Origin of the sequence: Pseudorhodoplanes sp. (genome assembly GCF_035565795.1) — a bacterium.
Taxonomy (GTDB): domain Bacteria; phylum Pseudomonadota; class Alphaproteobacteria; order Rhizobiales; family Xanthobacteraceae; genus Pseudorhodoplanes.
Window position 1 is genome coordinate 1 of the sequence record NZ_DATMRV010000143.1, and the last position, 16,323, is coordinate 16,323.

Genomic DNA, 16,323 nt, shown 5'->3' on the forward strand with positions numbered 1-16,323 from the left:
CGGCGCGCTCCGCACGCTCGCGGCCCGTGCCACGTCCGGCCGATATGTCCTGACCTCGCTGATGGCCAAGCTCCGCTGCGAGAACCTCGCCGAGCGCGCCTTCATCCCGGCCTTCATCTATTTCTTCCAGATGCTCTATCCGTTCGCCTGGGTGAACGATCCGCGAAACCGGATGTCCGCGGCGGCCGGCGGCTGCATGCTGCTCCGGGCCGATGCCCTTGCGCGCGCGGGCGGGATCGCCGTGATCCGCAACGCCCTGATCGACGATTGCTCGCTGGCGGCGGTCATGAAGCGCCAGGGACCGATCTGGCTCGGGCTGACCCATCGCGTCCGGAGCATCCGGGCGTCGGTCGGCCTGTCCGACATCCACACCATGGTGTCGCGCTCGGCCTACGCCCAGCTCCGCTATTCCCCGGTCCTGCTGGCTCTGACCCTGATCGGCATGGCGCTGACCTACTGGGCGCCGCCCCTGATCGGGCTGTTCGGCGCGGGGGCCGCCCAGGGGCTCGCCCTGGCCGCATGGGCGCTGATGGCGGTCTCCTTTTGGCCAATCTTGCGCTTTTATGGTCTAACCCCCCTCTGGGCACCCGCCCTGCCGGCCATTGCGACCGGTTACATGGCATTTACCTTCAGTTCCGCCTTCCAGCACATGCTGGGCCGCGGCGGCCGCTGGAAGGGGCGTTACCAGGCAAGAAAGCCCTGAAGAAAGGCGTGATGGTTCAATCGGCAGATTTTCGGTCCGGGAAGGGACACCGCGACGAAAACTTCCCGGTCGCCTCGCGGCTGGTGAGTGCGCGGCACCGGCCGGTCATCATGGCCTTCTACGACTTCGCGCGCGCCGCCGACGACATCGCGGATCACACCTCCCTGCGCGCCGCGGAGAAGTTGCTCGGGCTCGACCGGATGGAGGCCTCGCTGACCGGCGCCAGTTCGGACGACGCGCTGTCCGTCCGCCTGCGCGAGGCGCTCGCCGATCGAAAGCTTTCAAATGTCCACGCGCTCGACCTTCTGAAAGCTTTCCGACAGGACGTGACCAGGCTCCGCTACGACGACTGGGACGACCTGATCGGCTATTGCACCTGGTCGGCGATGCCGGTCGGCCGCTTCGTGCTCGACGTCCATGGCGAGGACCGCTCCACCTGGGCGTCGTCGGACGTGCTGTGCGCCGTCCTTCAGATCATCAACCATCTGCAGGATTGCGGGAAGGACTACCGGGCGCTGAACCGCGTCTACGTCCCGCAGGACCGCCTCCGCGCCCATGGCGCAACCACCGAAGACCTCGCGAAAGACCGCGCCTCCCCCGCCTTGCTGGCCTGCCTGCATGACGTGACGCGACAGACCGTGCGCTATTTCGCAACGCAGCCCGCGCTCGCCGACGAAATCCGCGACACGCGGCTCGCCTGCGAGGTGGCCACCATCACCGCGCTGGCGAACCGCCTGCTCGGCGTCCTGGAAAAATCAGATCCCCTGGCGGACAAGGTGCATCTTGGCCGCGCAACGCTTCTCAGCGTGATGGCGGGGTCGGTGACAGGGACCCTGATCCGGCGGCTTCTGCCCGGCAACGGTTCCTATCGGCGCGCGCAGGATATCCGATCGTGAGCACGCCATCCGTCTCTGCCGATGCCGAGCAGCACGCCGGCGGCTCCTCGTTCTATCTCGCAATGCGCATTCTGCCGCGCGCCAAGCGCGAGGCGATGTTCGAGATCTACAAGTTCTGCCGCAAGGTTGACGACGTCGCGGACTCGGACGGTCCGCGCGACGCAAGGCTTGCCGAGCTGAACCGCTACCGCGACGACGTCGCCGCGCTCTACGCGGGCAAGTCTTCCGAACGCATGGGCGGGTTCCTCGGACCGGTGAAGGAATTCGGCCTTCGGCGCGACGATTTTCTCGCCATCATCGATGGCATGGAGATGGACGTCGTGTCCGACATCCGCGCCCCGGACCTTGCGACACTCGACCTTTATTGCGATCGCGTCGCGAGCGCGGTCGGGCGGCTTTCGGTGCGGGTCTTCGGCGTTCCCGATGACGATGGCATCGCGCTCTCGCACCATCTCGGCCGCGCCCTGCAACTCACCAACATCCTGCGCGACGTGGATGAAGATGCGGATATTGGCCGGCTCTATCTGCCGCGCGACTATCTCTCCGCCGCCGGAATCGAGAGCAGCGACCCGCACACGGTGCTCGCGCATCCCAATCTCGGACAGGCCTGCGCGCCGCTGATCGGGAAGGCCCGCGAACATTATCGGCAGGCACGCGCGATCATGGACCGGCAAACCCGCGCCAGCGTGAAGGCACCGCGCATCATGGCGGAAGCCTATGCCCCGATGCTCGACAAGCTCCAGCAACGCGGTTTCGCAGCGCCGCGCGAACGCGTCAGGCTCGACCGCGCTCATCTCATCCTCGCGGTTCTTCGTTACGGCATTCTCTGATGATCAAACACGTCCATGTTGTCGGGGCCGGACTCGCCGGTCTTTCCGCGGCCGTACGGCTGACGCAGGCGGGTATCGCCGTCACCGTCCACGAGGCAACGCGCCAGGCTGGCGGCCGCTGCCGCTCCTACGACGACGCCGCGACCGGAATGCATATCGACAACGGAACGCATCTGCTCCTGTCGGGAAACCGTTCGGCGGTGGACTATCTCAAGGCGATCGGCGTCACGCCCGATTTCGCGCCTGCGAATTTCCGCTTTGTCGACGGCGCCACCGGCGAAAGCTGGATCCTGCGGCTCGGCAACGGCAGCCTCCCGACCTGGATTTTCGATGCGGCCAGCCGCGTTCCGAAGACCTCGCTGCTGGACTATCTGAAGCTGCTGCCGCTTCTTCTCGGCCGCGCAGACCGGCCGCTGCGGGAAGTGCTGGATCGCGAGAGCGAACTCTATCGCCGCCTGATCGACCCGCTGATGGTCGCTGCGCTCAATATCGATACGCCGAGCGGCTCGTCGCTGCTCGCCTCACAGGTTGCGCGTGAGACGTTGCTGCGCGGTGGCGAGGCCTGCCGTCCACTGGTCTTCGAGCGCGGTCTCAGCACGGCCTTCGTCGAGCCTGCACTGAAAGCGCTCCGGGAGCGCGGAGCGGAGATCCGCTTCGAGCACGAAGTCGAGTCGGTGACGACGTCGGATCGGGCGCTGACCGCCCTGCGCTTCCGGGATGGCGAGACGGTGCTCGGGCCGGAGGATGCCGTTGTTCTGGCTGTCCCGGCCTACGCCGCGGCAGCGCTCGTCCCCACCCTCAAGGCGCCGGACCAGTTCCGCGCCATCATCAACATTCACTATGACCTCGCACCACCGGACGGCAGCCCTTTCATGACGGGCGTTCTTGGCCGGACGGTCGAGTGGATTTTTGCCTTCAGGCACCGTATCTCCACGACCATCAGCCACGCCGATCGCCTGCTGACGCTGCCCCGTCAGGAACTTGCCGAAACGGCATGGCGCGAGATCACGGACATATTGGGGATGAACGCACCAATCCCGAAATGGCAATTGGTCCGCGAGAGACGCGCGACCTTTGCTGCAACCCCGGCCCAGAATGCCCGCCGCAATGAAACAAAAACCCGTTGGGCTAACCTTGCTGTCGCAGGGGACTGGACCGATACCGGACTGCCGGCAACGATCGAGGGCGCAATCCGCTCCGGTCAGCGCGCGGCGGAACTCCTGTCCAACAGATGATGCATACGACACCCGACAACTCCCCCCTTGCCCGCGATATTCTCGAGCGCTCCGTCACGCGCGCGACCGACGCGCTGCTGAAAAATCAGCAGCCTGACGGCCACTGGGTCTTCGAACTCGAAGCCGACGCCACGATCCCCGCTGAATACGTGCTGCTGCGCCATCACCTCGACGAACCCGTCGATGCCGAACTCGAGCGCAAGATCGCGGTCTATCTGCGCCGCATCCAGGGCAAGCACGATGGCTGGCCGCTGTTCCACGACGGCGAGTTCGACATGAGCGCCAGCGTGAAGGCCTATTTCGCGCTGAAGATGATCGGCGACTCGCCCGATGCCGACCACATGCGCCGCGCGCGCGAGGCGATCCTCGCCCGCGGCGGCGCGTCACGCAGCAACGTGTTCACGCGCGCCCTGCTCGCGCTTTATGGCGTGGTGACCTGGCGCGCGGTGCCGGTAATGCCGGTCGAGATCATGCTGCTGCCGCGCTGGTTCCCGTTCCACCTGACCAAGGTGTCGTATTGGGCGCGCACCGTGATCGTTCCGCTGCTTGTGCTTGGCGCGCTGAAGCCGCTCGCTCGCAATCGCAAGCGTGTCACCATCGACGAATTGTTTCTCGAGCCTCCGCATTCGGTCGGAGGCGTGAAGAAGGCGCCTCACCAGAAATGGTCGTGGTTCCTGTTCTTCCGCTGCGTCGATATCGTCCTGCGCGCGATCGAGCCGCTGTTTCCGAAATCGACGCGCAAGAAGGCCATCGACGCTGCCGTCGCCTTCGTGAAGGAGCGCCTGAACGGCGAGGACGGACTGGGCGCGATCTATCCGGCCATGGCCAACAGCGTGATGATGTACGACACGCTCGGCTATCCCGAGGATCATCCGGACCGCGCCATCGCGCGTCTGTCTATCGAGAAGCTGCTGGTCATCAAGGATGACGAAGCCTATTGCCAGCCCTGCGTCTCCCCGGTGTGGGATACCGCGCTGACGGCACACACGATGCTGGAAGCCGGCAGCGATCAGGCAAAGGCCGCTGCGAAAGCGGGGCTCGACTGGCTCATTCCGCGCCAGGTGCTCGACGTCAAGGGCGACTGGGCGGAGCAACGTCCGGACGTGCGCCCGGGCGGCTGGGCGTTCCAGTACAACAACGCGTATTACCCCGACCTCGACGATACCGCGGTCGTCGCGATGGCCATGAACCGCTTCGAGGCCAGCGCAAGCACGCAGAATTACGACCCCGCCGTCGCACGCGCGCGCGAATGGGTGCTCGGACTGCAAAGCAAGGACGGCGGCTGGGCCGCGTTCGACGCCGACAACACCTACAGCTATCTCAACAACATCCCGTTCTCCGACCACGGCGCCCTGCTCGATCCGCCGACCGAAGACGTGACAGCACGCTGCATATCCATGCTCGCGCAGCTTCCGCAGGACGAACAAAGCCGTCAGGCGATCGCGCGAGGCATCGAATATTTGCGAAAAACGCAGCTTGAGGACGGCTCGTGGTACGGACGCTGGGGGCTGAATTACATCTACGGCACCTGGTCATGCCTCTGCGCGCTCAATGTTGCCGGTCTCGATCCGAACGACGACATGATGCAGCGCGCCGCCGATTGGCTGCTCAGCATCCAGAATTCCGACGGCGGCTGGGGCGAAGACGGCGCGAGCTACAAGCTCGACTATAAGGGCTTTGAGCCGGCGCCCAGCACGGCCTCGCAGACCGCTTGGGCGCTGCTCGCGCTGATGGCCGCCGGCAAGGTCGATCATCCGCAGGTCCAGCGCGGTGTCCGCTATCTGCTCGACAACCAGAACGGCGAAGGGTTGTGGGACGAGGAGCGTTTCACCGCGACCGGCTTCCCGCGCGTGTTCTATCTGCGCTATCACGGATACCGGAAATTCTTCCCGCTCTGGGCGGTAGCGCGTTATCGCAATCTGACCGTGGCCAACGACCGCCGCGTCGCCTTCGGGATGTGAGCGAAAAGCCGAGTCGAGCCGAACCGGTTCACCAAGAGTTCGTCATGCGCGCGCCCTCGCCTGTCAGGCTGCTTGTCGTCACCGGACTGCAGCGCGAGGCGCAGGTTGTGGCGGGCGACGCGGTCATCACGGTGTGCTCGGGCGGCAATCCAGCCTCGTTGCGCCGGCGCCTTGCGGGCCTGACCACGGACGGCATCGGCGCCGTCCTAAGCTTCGGTCTCGCGGGAGGGCTGGCGCCGCACCTGAAATCCGGCGATCTGGTCATAGCCTCGCGGGTCGTCGCAGGCGGCAGCCGGCACGATGTCCATGCCGAATGGCATGGGCGGATGTCGTCGTTTCCGTTCACAGGCGGCGAGGTTCATCGCGGCGCAATTGCCGGCCACGACAGCGTCGTCGCCGGCGTCGCCGACAAGGCGTCCCTGCACAAAACGTCCGGCGCGATTGCGGTCGATATGGAATCGCACATCGCCGCGGACTTCGCCCGCAGCCACGGCCTTCCTTTCGCGGTCCTGCGCGCGATCAGCGATCCAGCGCATCGCAGCTTGCCGCCGATTGCGACAGACGCGCTCACGCCTGATGGCGATGTCGATTTGCGGAAAGTAATCGCAGGGCTGTTGCGTCAACCCGGTCAATTGCCGGCGCTGATCGCAGCCGGCATCGACTCGGGTCGCGCCTTCAGGTCGCTACGCCGCAGTCGCGGTCTTCTTGGCCCGCTCCTGGGCTTCCTCAGCCCGCATCTCTGACAGCTTCTTCTGAACCTGCGACGAGAAGACGTATTCGGCCGGACGCTGCTTATCCATGGCGATTTCCGGCGCCATCGGGCCGGACGTGCGGATGCCGCGGATCGACAGCCACAACGCCTTCAGCGGATTGTTGAATGCCGCATTCGCCGCGGTCGGCTCGTAGCCGCAATGCGCCATGCAGTCGGCGCACTTCTCGTACTTGCCGGTGCCGTAGGAATCCCAATCCGTGGTGTCCATCAGCTCCTTGAAGGTCTTGGCGTAACCTTCGCCGAGCAGATAGCAGGGCTTCTGCCAGCCGAAAATGTTGCGCGCGGGCATGCCCCATGGCGTGCAGCCAAATTCCTGATTGCCAGCGAGGAAATCCAGGAACGTGCTGGAGTGCATGAACTTCCAGCCCTTGCCCTTGCCGAGTTCGAAGACCCTGCGGAACAATTCCTTGGTCTTCTTGCGGTTGAGGAAGTGCTCCTGGTCCGGCGCACGCTCGTAGGCATAGCCGGGCGAGATGGAGACCGCGACGCCAAGCTCCTTGGCGTAGTCGAGGAACGCCGCAATGTCCTCGGCGGAATGACCGTCGAAGATGGTCGCGTTGACGTTGACCGTGAAGCCGGCGTCCTGCGCCGCCTTGATCGCCTTCACCGCCTTGTCGAACACGCCCTTCTGCGACACCGCCTTGTCGTGGTGATCGCGCAGGCCGTCGAGATGGACCGAGAAGAACAGGTAGGGCGACGGCTTGAACAGATGCAGCTTCTTCTCGAGCAGAAGCGCGTTCGTGCACAGCGATACGAATTTCTTGCGCTTGACGAGGCCGGCGACGATCTCGCCGATCTCCTTGTGGATCAGCGGCTCGCCGCCCGGAATCGCCACCATCGGGGCGCCGCATTCATCGGCGGCATCCCAGCATTCCTGGGCGGTCATCCGGCGATTGAGGATCGCGTCCGGATAATCGATCTTGCCGCAACCGACGCAGGCGAGATTGCACCGGAACAGAGGCTCCAGCATCAGCACCAGCGGGTAGCGCTTGTTGCCCATCAGCTTCTGCTTCAGCAGATAGGCACCAATGCGGATTTCCTTGTGAAACGGTATCGCCATGGAGGGAGCCTAACCGGTAAGTCCTAAACGGATGCCACTTCGGCGGGGAGACGGAAGGTGATGTTCTCTTCGCGGCCAGGCAGCGTTGTCACGTCGACAACCCGCAGCTGTCTTAGCGCGTCGATCACGTCGTTGACCAGCACTTCGGGAGCCGAGGCGCCGGCGGTAATGCCGACAGTCTCAACTCCTTCCAGCCAGGCCGGGTCGAGTTCGCTGCCATCGGCGATCAGGTAGCTCGGGATGCCGACCTCCTCGCCGATTTCGCGCAGCCGATTGGAATTGGAACTGTTGGTCGCGCCGACCACCAGCAGAAGATCGGCGTGCTTGCACAGATCGCGCACCGCGCTCTGCCTGTTCTGCGTCGCATAACAGATGTCACGCGTGTCCGGACCCTGGATATCCGTGAATTTACGGGTCAATGCGGCGATGATGTCGCGGGTATCGTCGACGCTGAGAGTGGTCTGTGTCACGTAGGCCACCGGCGCATCGATCGGGATTTCGAGCTTCTCGACGTCGGCGACTGTCTGCACCAGCACGACCGTACCCGGGATCTGGCCCATCGTGCCTTCGACCTCCGGGTGCCCGGCATGACCGATCAGGATCACGGTGCGGCCTTGGCCCACGTAACGCTTGCCCTGATTGTGCACTTTCGTGACCAGCGGACAGGTCGCATCAATCACGGGAAGATTGCGCTCGGCGGCCTCGCGCTCGACGTTTTTCGAGACGCCATGCGCGCTGAAGATCGCCACTGCGCCATCCGGGATCTCATCGACATCCTCGACGAACCGCGCGCCCTTCGCCTTCAGCGACTCGACCACGAACTTGTTGTGTACGATCTCGTGCCGCACATAGACCGGCGGACCATATTTCTTCAGAGCGCGCTCGACGATGTCGATCGCCCGCACCACGCCGGCACAGAAGCCGCGCGGCTGGGCCAACACTACGTTGAGGGGTCGCAACTGGGTCCGGGGGGTATCGTCAGGCTTACGCAAGCTGCACCTTGTCCTGTCTGATATCCTTGCCGAGCGCCTCAAACGCCTTCGCAAGAATGCCGTTCGCGTCCAGCCCTGCGCGCGCATACATCGCCGCCGGCGTGTCGTGATCGATAAAGACGTCGGGAAGCACCATGCTGCGGACCTTCAGGCCTGCATCGAGCGCGCCACGCTCCGCGAGTGTCTGGAGCACATGCGAACCAAAGCCGCCGATCGAGCCTTCTTCGATGGTGATGAGCACCTCGTGATTCTTCGCAAGCTGCAGCACCAGATCGACATCCAGCGGCTTGGCGAAGCGCGCGTCGGCGACCGTTGTCGTCAGGCCGTGGGCGGCGAGCGCCTCCGCGGCCTTCATGCATTCTGCGAGCCGTGTCCCGTAGGACAGCAGCGCAATCGTGCTGCCCTCACGCAGCACCCTGCCCTTGCCGATCTGCAGCGGAACGCCGACCTCGGGCAGATCGACGCCGACGCCATCGCCGCGCGGATAGCGCAATGCCGATGGCGCATCATCGAGCGCCGCCTGCGTCGCGACCATGTGAACGAGTTCGGCCTCATCGGCCGCCGCCATCAGCACAAAATCCGGCAGACATCCGAGATAGGCGACGTCGAACGACCCTGCATGCGTAGGCCCATCGGCTCCCACCAAGCCCGCGCGATCCAGCACAAAACGGACCGGAAGCTTCTGGATGGCAACGTCGTGCACGACCTGATCATAGGCGCGTTGCAGGAAGGTCGAATAGATCGCGACGAAGGGCTTCAGACCCTCGCTCGCAAGGCCAGCAGCGAATGTAACGGCATGCTGCTCCGCGATGCCGACGTCGAAGGTGCGATCGGGGAATTGCTTCTCGAAGATGTCGACGCCGGTGCCCGACGGCATGGCCGCCGTGATGGCAACAATCTTGTTGTCCTTCTCCGCTTCCTTCACGAGGCTCTCGCCGAACACCTTCGTGTATGACGGCGCGTTCGCCTTGGCCTTCGATTGGCGGCCCGTGACGACATCGAACTTCACAACACCATGATACTTGTCGGGGGCGGCCTCGGCCGGCGCGTAACCTTTGCCCTTCTGCGTCACGACATGCACGAGGATCGGACCGAAGCTCGCGTCGCGCACATTGCGTAGCACCGGCAGCAGATGATCGAGGTTATGTCCGTCGATCGGCCCGACATAATAGAAGCCGAGTTCTTCAAACAGCGTACCGCCGGTCACCATGCCGCGCGCATATTCTTCAGCCTTCGCGGCGCGGTCATGCATGAACCGCGGCAGATGCTGTGCGAATTGCTTGCCGATTTCGCGCAGGGACAGATAGGTGCGCCCGGAGATCAGCCGTGCCAGGTAAGCCGACATTGCGCCGACCGGAGGCGCGATCGACATCTCATTGTCGTTCAGGATGACAATCAGGCGCGAGTCCATCGCGCCTGCATTGTTCATGGCCTCGTAAGCCATGCCGGCGGACATCGCGCCATCGCCGATCACCGCAACAACATTGTGGTTCAAACCCGCGAGGTCGCGCGCCACGGCCATTCCCAAACCGGCGGAAATCGACGTAGAAGAATGCGCCGCGCCAAAGCAGTCGTACTCGCTCTCGGCGCGCTTGGTGAAGCCGGACAGCCCGCCCCCCTGGCGAAGGGTCCTGATTCGGTCTCTCCGACCGGTCAGGATTTTATGAGGATAGGCCTGGTGACCGACATCCCAGATAAGACGGTCTTTCGGGGTGTCGAAAACGGCATGGAGGGCGACCGTCAGTTCGACCACCCCAAGGCCGGCCCCAAGGTGCCCACCGGTGACCGCGACGGCATTAATGGTCTCGGCGCGCAGCTCGTCCGCGACCTGCCGGAGCTGGCTGTCCTGCAACTTCCGCAGGTCGGCCGGGGTCGCGAAGGCGTCGAGAAGAGGGGTCGCAGAAGCCATTATTGGAACACCTTCGGTAGTCTTCATGTTGGGGGATAACGCATTACCGGACTTAGGGCTGCAGATGCAAAGAGCTAAGACTTATCGATAGTGACTGAAAGCAAAAAACATACCCTCATTCCCTTGACGTTAAAATGTGGCATTAGCAACCAAATCGGGCGGCTAAACCGCCCCGATAAACGGAATCATGCCTTGCGGATGACTAATTGAGCCGTGAACAGGAATAAAGACTCATTGATGGCGCGCGTCATCGGCCAGACGGTCGCGGTATGTATCCGCGCGCCCTGGATCACAATTGTTGTCTTTGCGTTGCTGGCGGCCCTTGCGGGGGTCTACACGGTACGCAATTTCGCGATTAACACCGACATCAGCAACCTGATCGCGCCCAATATCGACTGGCGGCAGAGGGAAATTGCGCTTGAAAAGGCCTTCCCGGCCCGGGTCCACACGATCCTCGCCGTGGTTAACGCCCCGACACCCGAGCTGGCATCAATCGCCGCTGACCAGCTGACCGAGCGGCTCAAGGCCAAGCCCGACCTGTTCCCTGAAGTGCGGCGCCCCGACGGCGGCGAGTTCTTCGAAAAGAACGGCCTCCTCTTCCTTCCGACCGAGGAACTTGGCCGAACGCTCGGACAGCTTCAGGCAGCCTCCCCCTTCATCTCGATTCTCGCGCGCGATCCCAATTGGCGAGGTTTGTCCCAATCGGCGCGGACCGCGCTCATGGGTGTCCAGGTGGGGCAACTCAAACTCGACGCGCTCGCGCCGGTGTTCGACCGGTTCTCGAAGACCTTCGAAGACGCCCTGGCGGGCCGTCCGGCGAGCTTCTCCTGGCAGGAGCTTCTCTCCGGAGAGCCGTCCAAGCCGGGCGACCTGCGCAAGTTCGTCGATATCGTCCCGAAGCTCGATTACAGCGCGCTCGAGCCCGGCAAGCAGGCGACCGATGCGGTCCGCCAAGCCGCCATCGACGCAAAGCTCGGACCTGACTATCAGGCGCGGCTGCGCCTGACCGGCTCCGTCCCGATTGCCGACGAGGAGTTCGCCACCGTCAAAGAGGGAATGCTTCTCCATGGCATCGGCACTGTCATCGTCGTGCTGTTCATCCTGTGGATGGCGCTGAAATCCGCACGCATCATCCTCGCCGTTTTCATCGCGCTGACAGGAGGTCTCGCCATCACGGCGGCGCTCGGATTCCTGTTGGTCGGCTCGCTCAACATGATCTCGGTCGCGTTCTTCGTGCTGTTCGTCGGCCTCGGAGTCGATTTCTGCATTCAGTACAGCGTCCGTTATCGGGACGAGCGCTACAACAAGGACGAACTCAAGCCAGCGCTCATCCACGCCGGTCGCAATATCGGTGGTCCGCTCGCGCTTGCTGCAGCCGCAACCGCCGCAGGCTTCCTCGCGTTTCTTCCGACGAATTATCAGGGCGTATCCGAGCTTGGCGTGATTGCCGGCGCCGGCATGATCGTCGCATTCCTGATCAGCATCACCGCGCTTCCCGCATTGCTCGCGTTGCTGGATCCGCCGGGCGAACAGGAACCGCTTGGTTACAAGTCCTTCGCCTCGGCCGACGGATTCGTCGATCGCAACAGGAAGTGGGTCGTTGCCGGCACGCTGGGCGTCGCCGTACTTGGCCTGCCGTTGTTGTACTTCCTGCGCTTCGACTTCAATCCGATCAATCTGCGCAGCCCGACCGTCGAATCGATCGCGACTTATCTCGATCTGCGGCAGGATCCGAACACGGGCGCGAGCGCCATCAACGTTCTCGCTAAATCGTCGGATCAAGCACAGGTCGTTGCCGCCAAGCTTTCGAAGCTTCCGGAGGTCGCGCGCGTCATGACGATCGACAGCTTCGTGCCGGACGATCAGCAGACCAAACTCGCGCTGATCAAGAAGGCGACCCCGACGCTCAGCCGGGCGCTCAACGTCAAGCCCTCGCCGGCGCCGGACGCGCGTCAGGCCGTCGAATTGCTGGGGCAGACCGCAGCGGCGCTCGACGCCGTGGGACGACAGCCCGGCGCAGGCGGCGCTGCGGCGACGCGCCTTGCCGATCTGTTGCGCAAACTCGCGGCTGCGTCCGACGAAAAGCGCAATGCGGCCGAACGCGCTGTCATCACGCCGTTGAATTTCAAGCTGGCGGAAGCGCGGAACCTGCTGCAGGCCAGCGCGGTGACGGTCGACACGCTCCCCGCCGATCTCAAGAACACGTGGATCGCACCGGACGGGCGGCAGCGCGTCGAGGCGTTCCCGAAAGGCGATCCGAACGACAACGAGACGCTGCGCACGTTCGCTCGGAAAATTCTCGAAGCCGAACCGAATGCAATCGGCGGTCCGATCTCGATCCTGAAATCGGGTGACGTGATCGTGGTGGCGTTCATCCAGGCCGGACTGCTGGCGCTGTTCACGATCTGCGTCCTGCTCTGGATCGCGCTGCGCCGTATCGACGACGTGGCCCTGACGGTCGTCCCGCTTCTGCTCGCGGGCGTGATCACGATGGAACTGTGCGTCCTGCTTGATCTGCCGCTCAACTTCGCGAACATCATTGCGTTGCCGCTGTTGCTCGGCATCGGCGTCGCGTTCAAGATCTACTACATCATGGCGTGGCGTGCCGGGCAGACCAACCTGCTCCAGTCCAGCCTCACGCGAGCGGTGATCTTCAGCGCGCTGACGACGGCGACCGCGTTCGGAAGCCTCTGGCTTTCGAGCCACCCGGGAACATCGAGCCTCGGCAAGCTGCTTGCGCTGTCGCTCGTGACGACGATGTGCGCGGCAGTGCTGTTTCAGCCGGCCCTAATGGGCCGCCCCCGTGACGCTACCGATGCGGGAGCAGACGGGACCGGAAAGGCTTGAGCCTGCGCCAGCCGGGGCCGGGAACGGATCCGGCCCCGCAGTCTTGGGTTTCGCCTTGCTCTTGGCCGGCTCGGAGGCGATCGGCGCCGGGAAGGCGTCGATCGACCGCACCCAGGTCTCCCCGCCGCAGAACAGGCCACCAAGGACGCAACCGCGGACCTTGAGCGCCTTTTCCGACTGCAACTCGACGCTGGCCTGATACATCTTGCCGTCTTTGGCGTTGTAGATCTGGCCCGACCATTTGTCGGCGCCGGACGGTTTCATGTCGATCAGGATCGGCAGCCCGAGAGTATCTCGCGACCGCTTGGCGGGATCCGGGTTAGCGGTGTCCTTGCCGGGTTCCTTCTCCCAGCCGACCACGCCCCAGAGGGACCCGCCGCAGATGGCGATTCGGATTTTCGCGGAACCATCCTCGACCATCCAGTCTCCGGCCGGGTCACCCGCAACCGCAGCCTGGGCAGACAGGACAATAAGCGCACTGAGCAAAGCCAATCGTTTCATGCTAACCACCCCGACGGCAACGCGACGATCCGGTTGCCCTCGAAACCGACAACCCAATCATAGCAGCTTGTTCGATGCTTGAACCTAACAACTACGACATTGCGGCCATTTTCGAGGCGCGGGAAGCAGGCCGATTCGATCTGCATGACCGCCACCTCAATGAGCAGATGGTCCGGGTGCTGCGGACGATCGGATATGATGTGGGTTTCCGCCGCGGCGCCGGCCAGTATTTGTATGACCGGGCCGGCGCACGCTACCTCGACCTTCTTAGCGGATTCGGCGTGTTCGGCATCGGCCGAAACCATCCAGCGCTGCGGACCGCGCTCGAAAGCGTTCTCGACGCGGAGCTGCCCAATCTTGTGCAGATGGACGTGCCCGCTCTCGCCGGCGTGCTTGCCGAAAAGTTGCTCGCAAAAGCTCCGTATTTCGACAAGGTTTTCTTTGCCAATTCCGGAACGGAGACGGTCGAGGCTGCGATCAAGTTCGCCCGGGCCGCAACCAAACGCTCGAAGATTCTCTCCTGTGAGCACGCCTTCCATGGCCTCACCTTCGGCTCGCTCTCGCTGAACGGCGATGAGATTTTCAAGAAGGGTTTCGAGCCGCTCCTTGGCGATTGCGCGGCGGTCCCGTTCAATGACCTCACCGCGCTGGAAGGCGCGTTGCGCCGGCGCGATGTCGCAGCCTTCATCGTCGAACCGATCCAGGGCAAGGGCGTTCACCTGCCCAGCCCCGATTATCTGAAATCGGCCGCCGATTTGTGCCGTCGCTACGGCACCTTGTTCATCGCCGACGAGATCCAGTGCGGTCTTGGCCGCACCGGGCGCTTCTTTGCGGTCGAGCATTGGGGCGTGCAGCCGGACATGATTCTCTTGGCGAAGGCGCTGTCGGGCGGACACGTCCCGGTCGGAGCGCTGCTGACTCGCAAGGACATCTTCGACAAGCTGTTCAACCGCATGGACCGCGCCGTGGTGCACGGCTCCACATTCGCGAAGAACGATCTTGCGATGGCTGCCGGCATCGCCACGCTCGCCGTGATCGATTCCGAGAAACTGGTGGAGAACGCGGCGCGTACCGGTGAGCGCCTGCTCGCCTCGTTCCGCGCCATGACCGAGCGCCACGAGATGCTGCGCGACGCTCGCGGCCTTGGCCTGATGATCGGCGTCGAATTCGGCGCGCCGAAATCGCTCAAGCTGCGCGCGTCGTGGTCGATGATCGAAGCGGCCAACAAGGGGCTGTTCTGTCAATTGATCACGATCCCGCTGTTCAAGGAGCACAAGATCCTGACCCAGGTTGCAGGGCACGGCAGTCACACCATCAAGATGCTGCCGTCCTACGTCATCACCGACGAGGACTGCACCTGGATCGAGAACGCTTTCGACAAGGTGATTGCGGAAAGTCATCGCGTGCCGGGTGCGATCTGGTCGCTCGGCAAGACGCTGATCGAGAACGCGATGGCCACCAAGCGCGCCTCATAAAGCTGGTCCGGCGCGGTCCTCTGGTCTTCGGCGCAACACGCATCGGGAGAACGACGTGGACGCGGAAACGACGCGCAACCGGACTTCGCAGACTCCGCAAAACCGCCCCGCCCTCGGCTGGCGTGATCTGCGTGAATGGCTCTCGCTGGTCGAGCGGATCGGCGAATTGAAGCGGATCGCGGCGTCAATCGATCCTATCGAGGAGATCGGCGCCGTGACATTGCTCGCCACGCGCGACGACCGGTCGCCGGCGCTCATGTTCGACAAGCTTGAGGGCGACACCACCGGATCGCATATCCTCACCAACATGCTGGGCTCGAGCAAGGAGCGCTATGCGCTCGCGGTCGGGCTCGACCCGTCCTTGTCGATGCGACAGATGATCGACGCCACGCGTTCGATCATGGCCGATCCGGTCAAGCCGAGGATGATCGCGAAAGACAAGGCGCCGGTGAACGAGGTGGTGCTGACCGGAGACGCGATCGATCTCACGACATTCCCGATCCCGAAATTCTGGCCGGGCGACGGCGGGCGTTTCATCGGCACCGGGAACATCACCCTCACCGCCTCCCCCGACACCGGCCGCATCAATGTCGGGTGCTACCGTCAGATGCTGCATGGACCGAACCGCGTTGGACTGTATTGCTCGCCCGGAAAGCACGGCCTTCTCGACCGCGAAGCCTGGTGGGCGCGCGGCGACCCATGCGAGGTGGTCGCGGCTTACGGCGTCGATCCGGTGATGTTCATGGTCGCGGCGCAAAGTTTCGGCGCCGAACAGTCGGAACTCGATGTCGCCGGCGGCATCATGGGCCAACCGATCGAACTCACCGAAGCCGAATATGTGAAACTGCCGATCCCCGCGCATGCCGAATTCGTGGTCGAAGGCGTGCTGCACAAGGGCGACACGCTGCCGGAAGGACCGCTTGGCGAATTCACCGGCTATTACGGCCGGGAGCGGTCACCGCAGCCCGTCATGGAGATCAAGGCGGTGCATCACCGGAAATCGCCGATCTTCACGCACGCATTGATGGCCCGGTATCCGTCCTGCGAGATCGGCGCATATTACGCGATCATGCGGTCGGCGCGCATTCTGGACGATCTCGAGCGGATCGGCGTCCCCGGCGTCGTTGGCGCGTATTCGCATC

13 protein-coding genes are annotated in these 16,323 nt (G+C 63.8%); 9 read left to right on the top strand and 4 right to left on the bottom strand.

Annotation, left to right across the window (positions count from 1 at the left end; genetic code table 11):
* From VNZ93_RS13295 to VNZ93_RS13320, 6 genes are all read left to right on the top strand, one after another.
* The coding region (locus tag VNZ93_RS13295) for a glycosyltransferase (protein ID WP_325705597.1) at positions 1-703 on the top strand (703 nt) is incomplete at its 5' end.
* 11 nt (positions 704-714) lie between these two features.
* Positions 715-1,599 carry a squalene synthase HpnC gene (gene hpnC, locus VNZ93_RS13300; RefSeq protein WP_325705600.1) on the top strand — a complete coding sequence of 295 codons (885 nt, stop codon included), beginning with the start codon at positions 715-717 and terminating at the stop codon, positions 1,597-1,599.
* A gap of 62 nt (positions 1,600-1,661) precedes the next feature.
* Complete coding sequence (gene hpnD / locus VNZ93_RS13305) at positions 1,662-2,429, top strand: presqualene diphosphate synthase HpnD (protein WP_414710069.1); 768 nt, start codon at positions 1,662-1,664, stop codon at positions 2,427-2,429.
* Positions 2,429-3,664: a hydroxysqualene dehydroxylase HpnE gene (gene hpnE, locus VNZ93_RS13310; RefSeq protein ID WP_325705606.1), complete on the top strand. Its 1,236-nt coding sequence runs from the start codon at positions 2,429-2,431 to the stop codon at positions 3,662-3,664. Before hpnD ends, hpnE begins: the two co-directional genes overlap by 1 nt.
* Positions 3,661-5,625: a squalene--hopene cyclase gene (shc, locus tag VNZ93_RS13315; RefSeq protein WP_414710068.1), complete on the top strand. Its 1,965-nt coding sequence runs from the start codon at positions 3,661-3,663 to the stop codon at positions 5,623-5,625. Before hpnE ends, shc begins: the two co-directional genes overlap by 4 nt.
* A 44-nt stretch (positions 5,626-5,669) precedes the next feature.
* Entirely contained in the window at positions 5,670-6,368 is a 699-nt protein-coding gene (locus tag VNZ93_RS13320) for a phosphorylase (protein WP_325705609.1), read from the top strand.
* Here VNZ93_RS13320 and hpnH read toward each other — a convergent pair.
* The 3 genes from hpnH to dxs are packed head-to-tail and all read right to left on the bottom strand — an operon-like array spanning position 6,309 to position 10,358.
* Entirely contained in the window at positions 6,309-7,457 is a 1,149-nt protein-coding gene (gene hpnH, locus VNZ93_RS13325; RefSeq protein WP_325705612.1) for an adenosyl-hopene transferase HpnH, read from the bottom strand. The two genes, VNZ93_RS13320 and hpnH, sit on opposite strands and share 60 nt — an antisense overlap.
* Before the next feature lie 23 nt (positions 7,458-7,480).
* A complete protein-coding gene (gene ispH, locus VNZ93_RS13330) occupies positions 7,481-8,449 on the bottom strand; it encodes a 4-hydroxy-3-methylbut-2-enyl diphosphate reductase (protein WP_325705615.1) in 969 nt (322 codons plus the stop codon).
* A complete protein-coding gene (gene dxs, locus VNZ93_RS13335; RefSeq protein WP_325705618.1) occupies positions 8,442-10,358 on the bottom strand; it encodes a 1-deoxy-D-xylulose-5-phosphate synthase in 1,917 nt (638 codons plus the stop codon). The genes ispH and dxs overlap by 8 nt, the downstream gene beginning before the upstream one ends.
* A gap of 234 nt (positions 10,359-10,592) precedes the next feature.
* On the opposite strand from dxs, the gene VNZ93_RS13340 reads away from it, so the two are divergent.
* Positions 10,593-13,205: an MMPL family transporter gene (locus VNZ93_RS13340; RefSeq protein ID WP_414710070.1), complete on the top strand. Its 2,613-nt coding sequence runs from the start codon at positions 10,593-10,595 to the stop codon at positions 13,203-13,205.
* Here VNZ93_RS13340 and VNZ93_RS13345 read toward each other — a convergent pair.
* On the bottom strand, positions 13,146-13,706 hold the full coding sequence (locus VNZ93_RS13345; RefSeq protein WP_325705624.1) for a DUF2147 domain-containing protein: 561 nt from the start codon (positions 13,704-13,706) through the stop codon (positions 13,146-13,148). The genes VNZ93_RS13340 and VNZ93_RS13345 overlap by 60 nt on opposite strands.
* A 74-nt stretch (positions 13,707-13,780) precedes the next feature.
* Here VNZ93_RS13345 and VNZ93_RS13350 point away from each other — a divergent pair, with 74 nt between their 5' ends.
* Together VNZ93_RS13350 and VNZ93_RS13355 are read left to right on the top strand one after the other, a co-directional pair.
* Positions 13,781-15,181, top strand: coding sequence for an aspartate aminotransferase family protein (locus VNZ93_RS13350; protein ID WP_325705627.1), 1,401 nt, complete (start codon positions 13,781-13,783; stop codon positions 15,179-15,181).
* Positions 15,182-15,236: 55 nt separating this feature from the next.
* A partial coding sequence (locus VNZ93_RS13355; RefSeq protein WP_325705630.1) for a UbiD family decarboxylase occupies positions 15,237-16,323 on the top strand: 1,087 nt, incomplete at its 3' end.

Bases quoted from the DNA above. Each gene is read 5' to 3' on its own strand.
- VNZ93_RS13350 (WP_325705627.1), top strand. From the start codon at position 13,781: ATGCTTGAACCTAACAACTACGACATTGCGGCCATTTTCGAGGCGCGG.
- VNZ93_RS13345 (WP_325705624.1), bottom strand. From the start codon at position 13,706: ATGAAACGATTGGCTTTGCTCAGTGCGCTTATTGTCCTGTCTGCCCAG.
- shc (WP_414710068.1), top strand. From the start codon at position 3,661: ATGATGCATACGACACCCGACAACTCCCCCCTTGCCCGCGATATTCTC.
- VNZ93_RS13320 (WP_325705609.1), top strand. From the start codon at position 5,670: ATGCGCGCGCCCTCGCCTGTCAGGCTGCTTGTCGTCACCGGACTGCAG.
- hpnD (WP_414710069.1), top strand. From the start codon at position 1,662: ATGCGCATTCTGCCGCGCGCCAAGCGCGAGGCGATGTTCGAGATCTAC.
- hpnE (WP_325705606.1), top strand. From the start codon at position 2,429: ATGATCAAACACGTCCATGTTGTCGGGGCCGGACTCGCCGGTCTTTCC.
- hpnC (WP_325705600.1), top strand. From the start codon at position 715: ATGGTTCAATCGGCAGATTTTCGGTCCGGGAAGGGACACCGCGACGAA.
- hpnH (WP_325705612.1), bottom strand. From the start codon at position 7,457: ATGGCGATACCGTTTCACAAGGAAATCCGCATTGGTGCCTATCTGCTG.
- dxs (WP_325705618.1), bottom strand. From the start codon at position 10,358: ATGGCTTCTGCGACCCCTCTTCTCGACGCCTTCGCGACCCCGGCCGAC.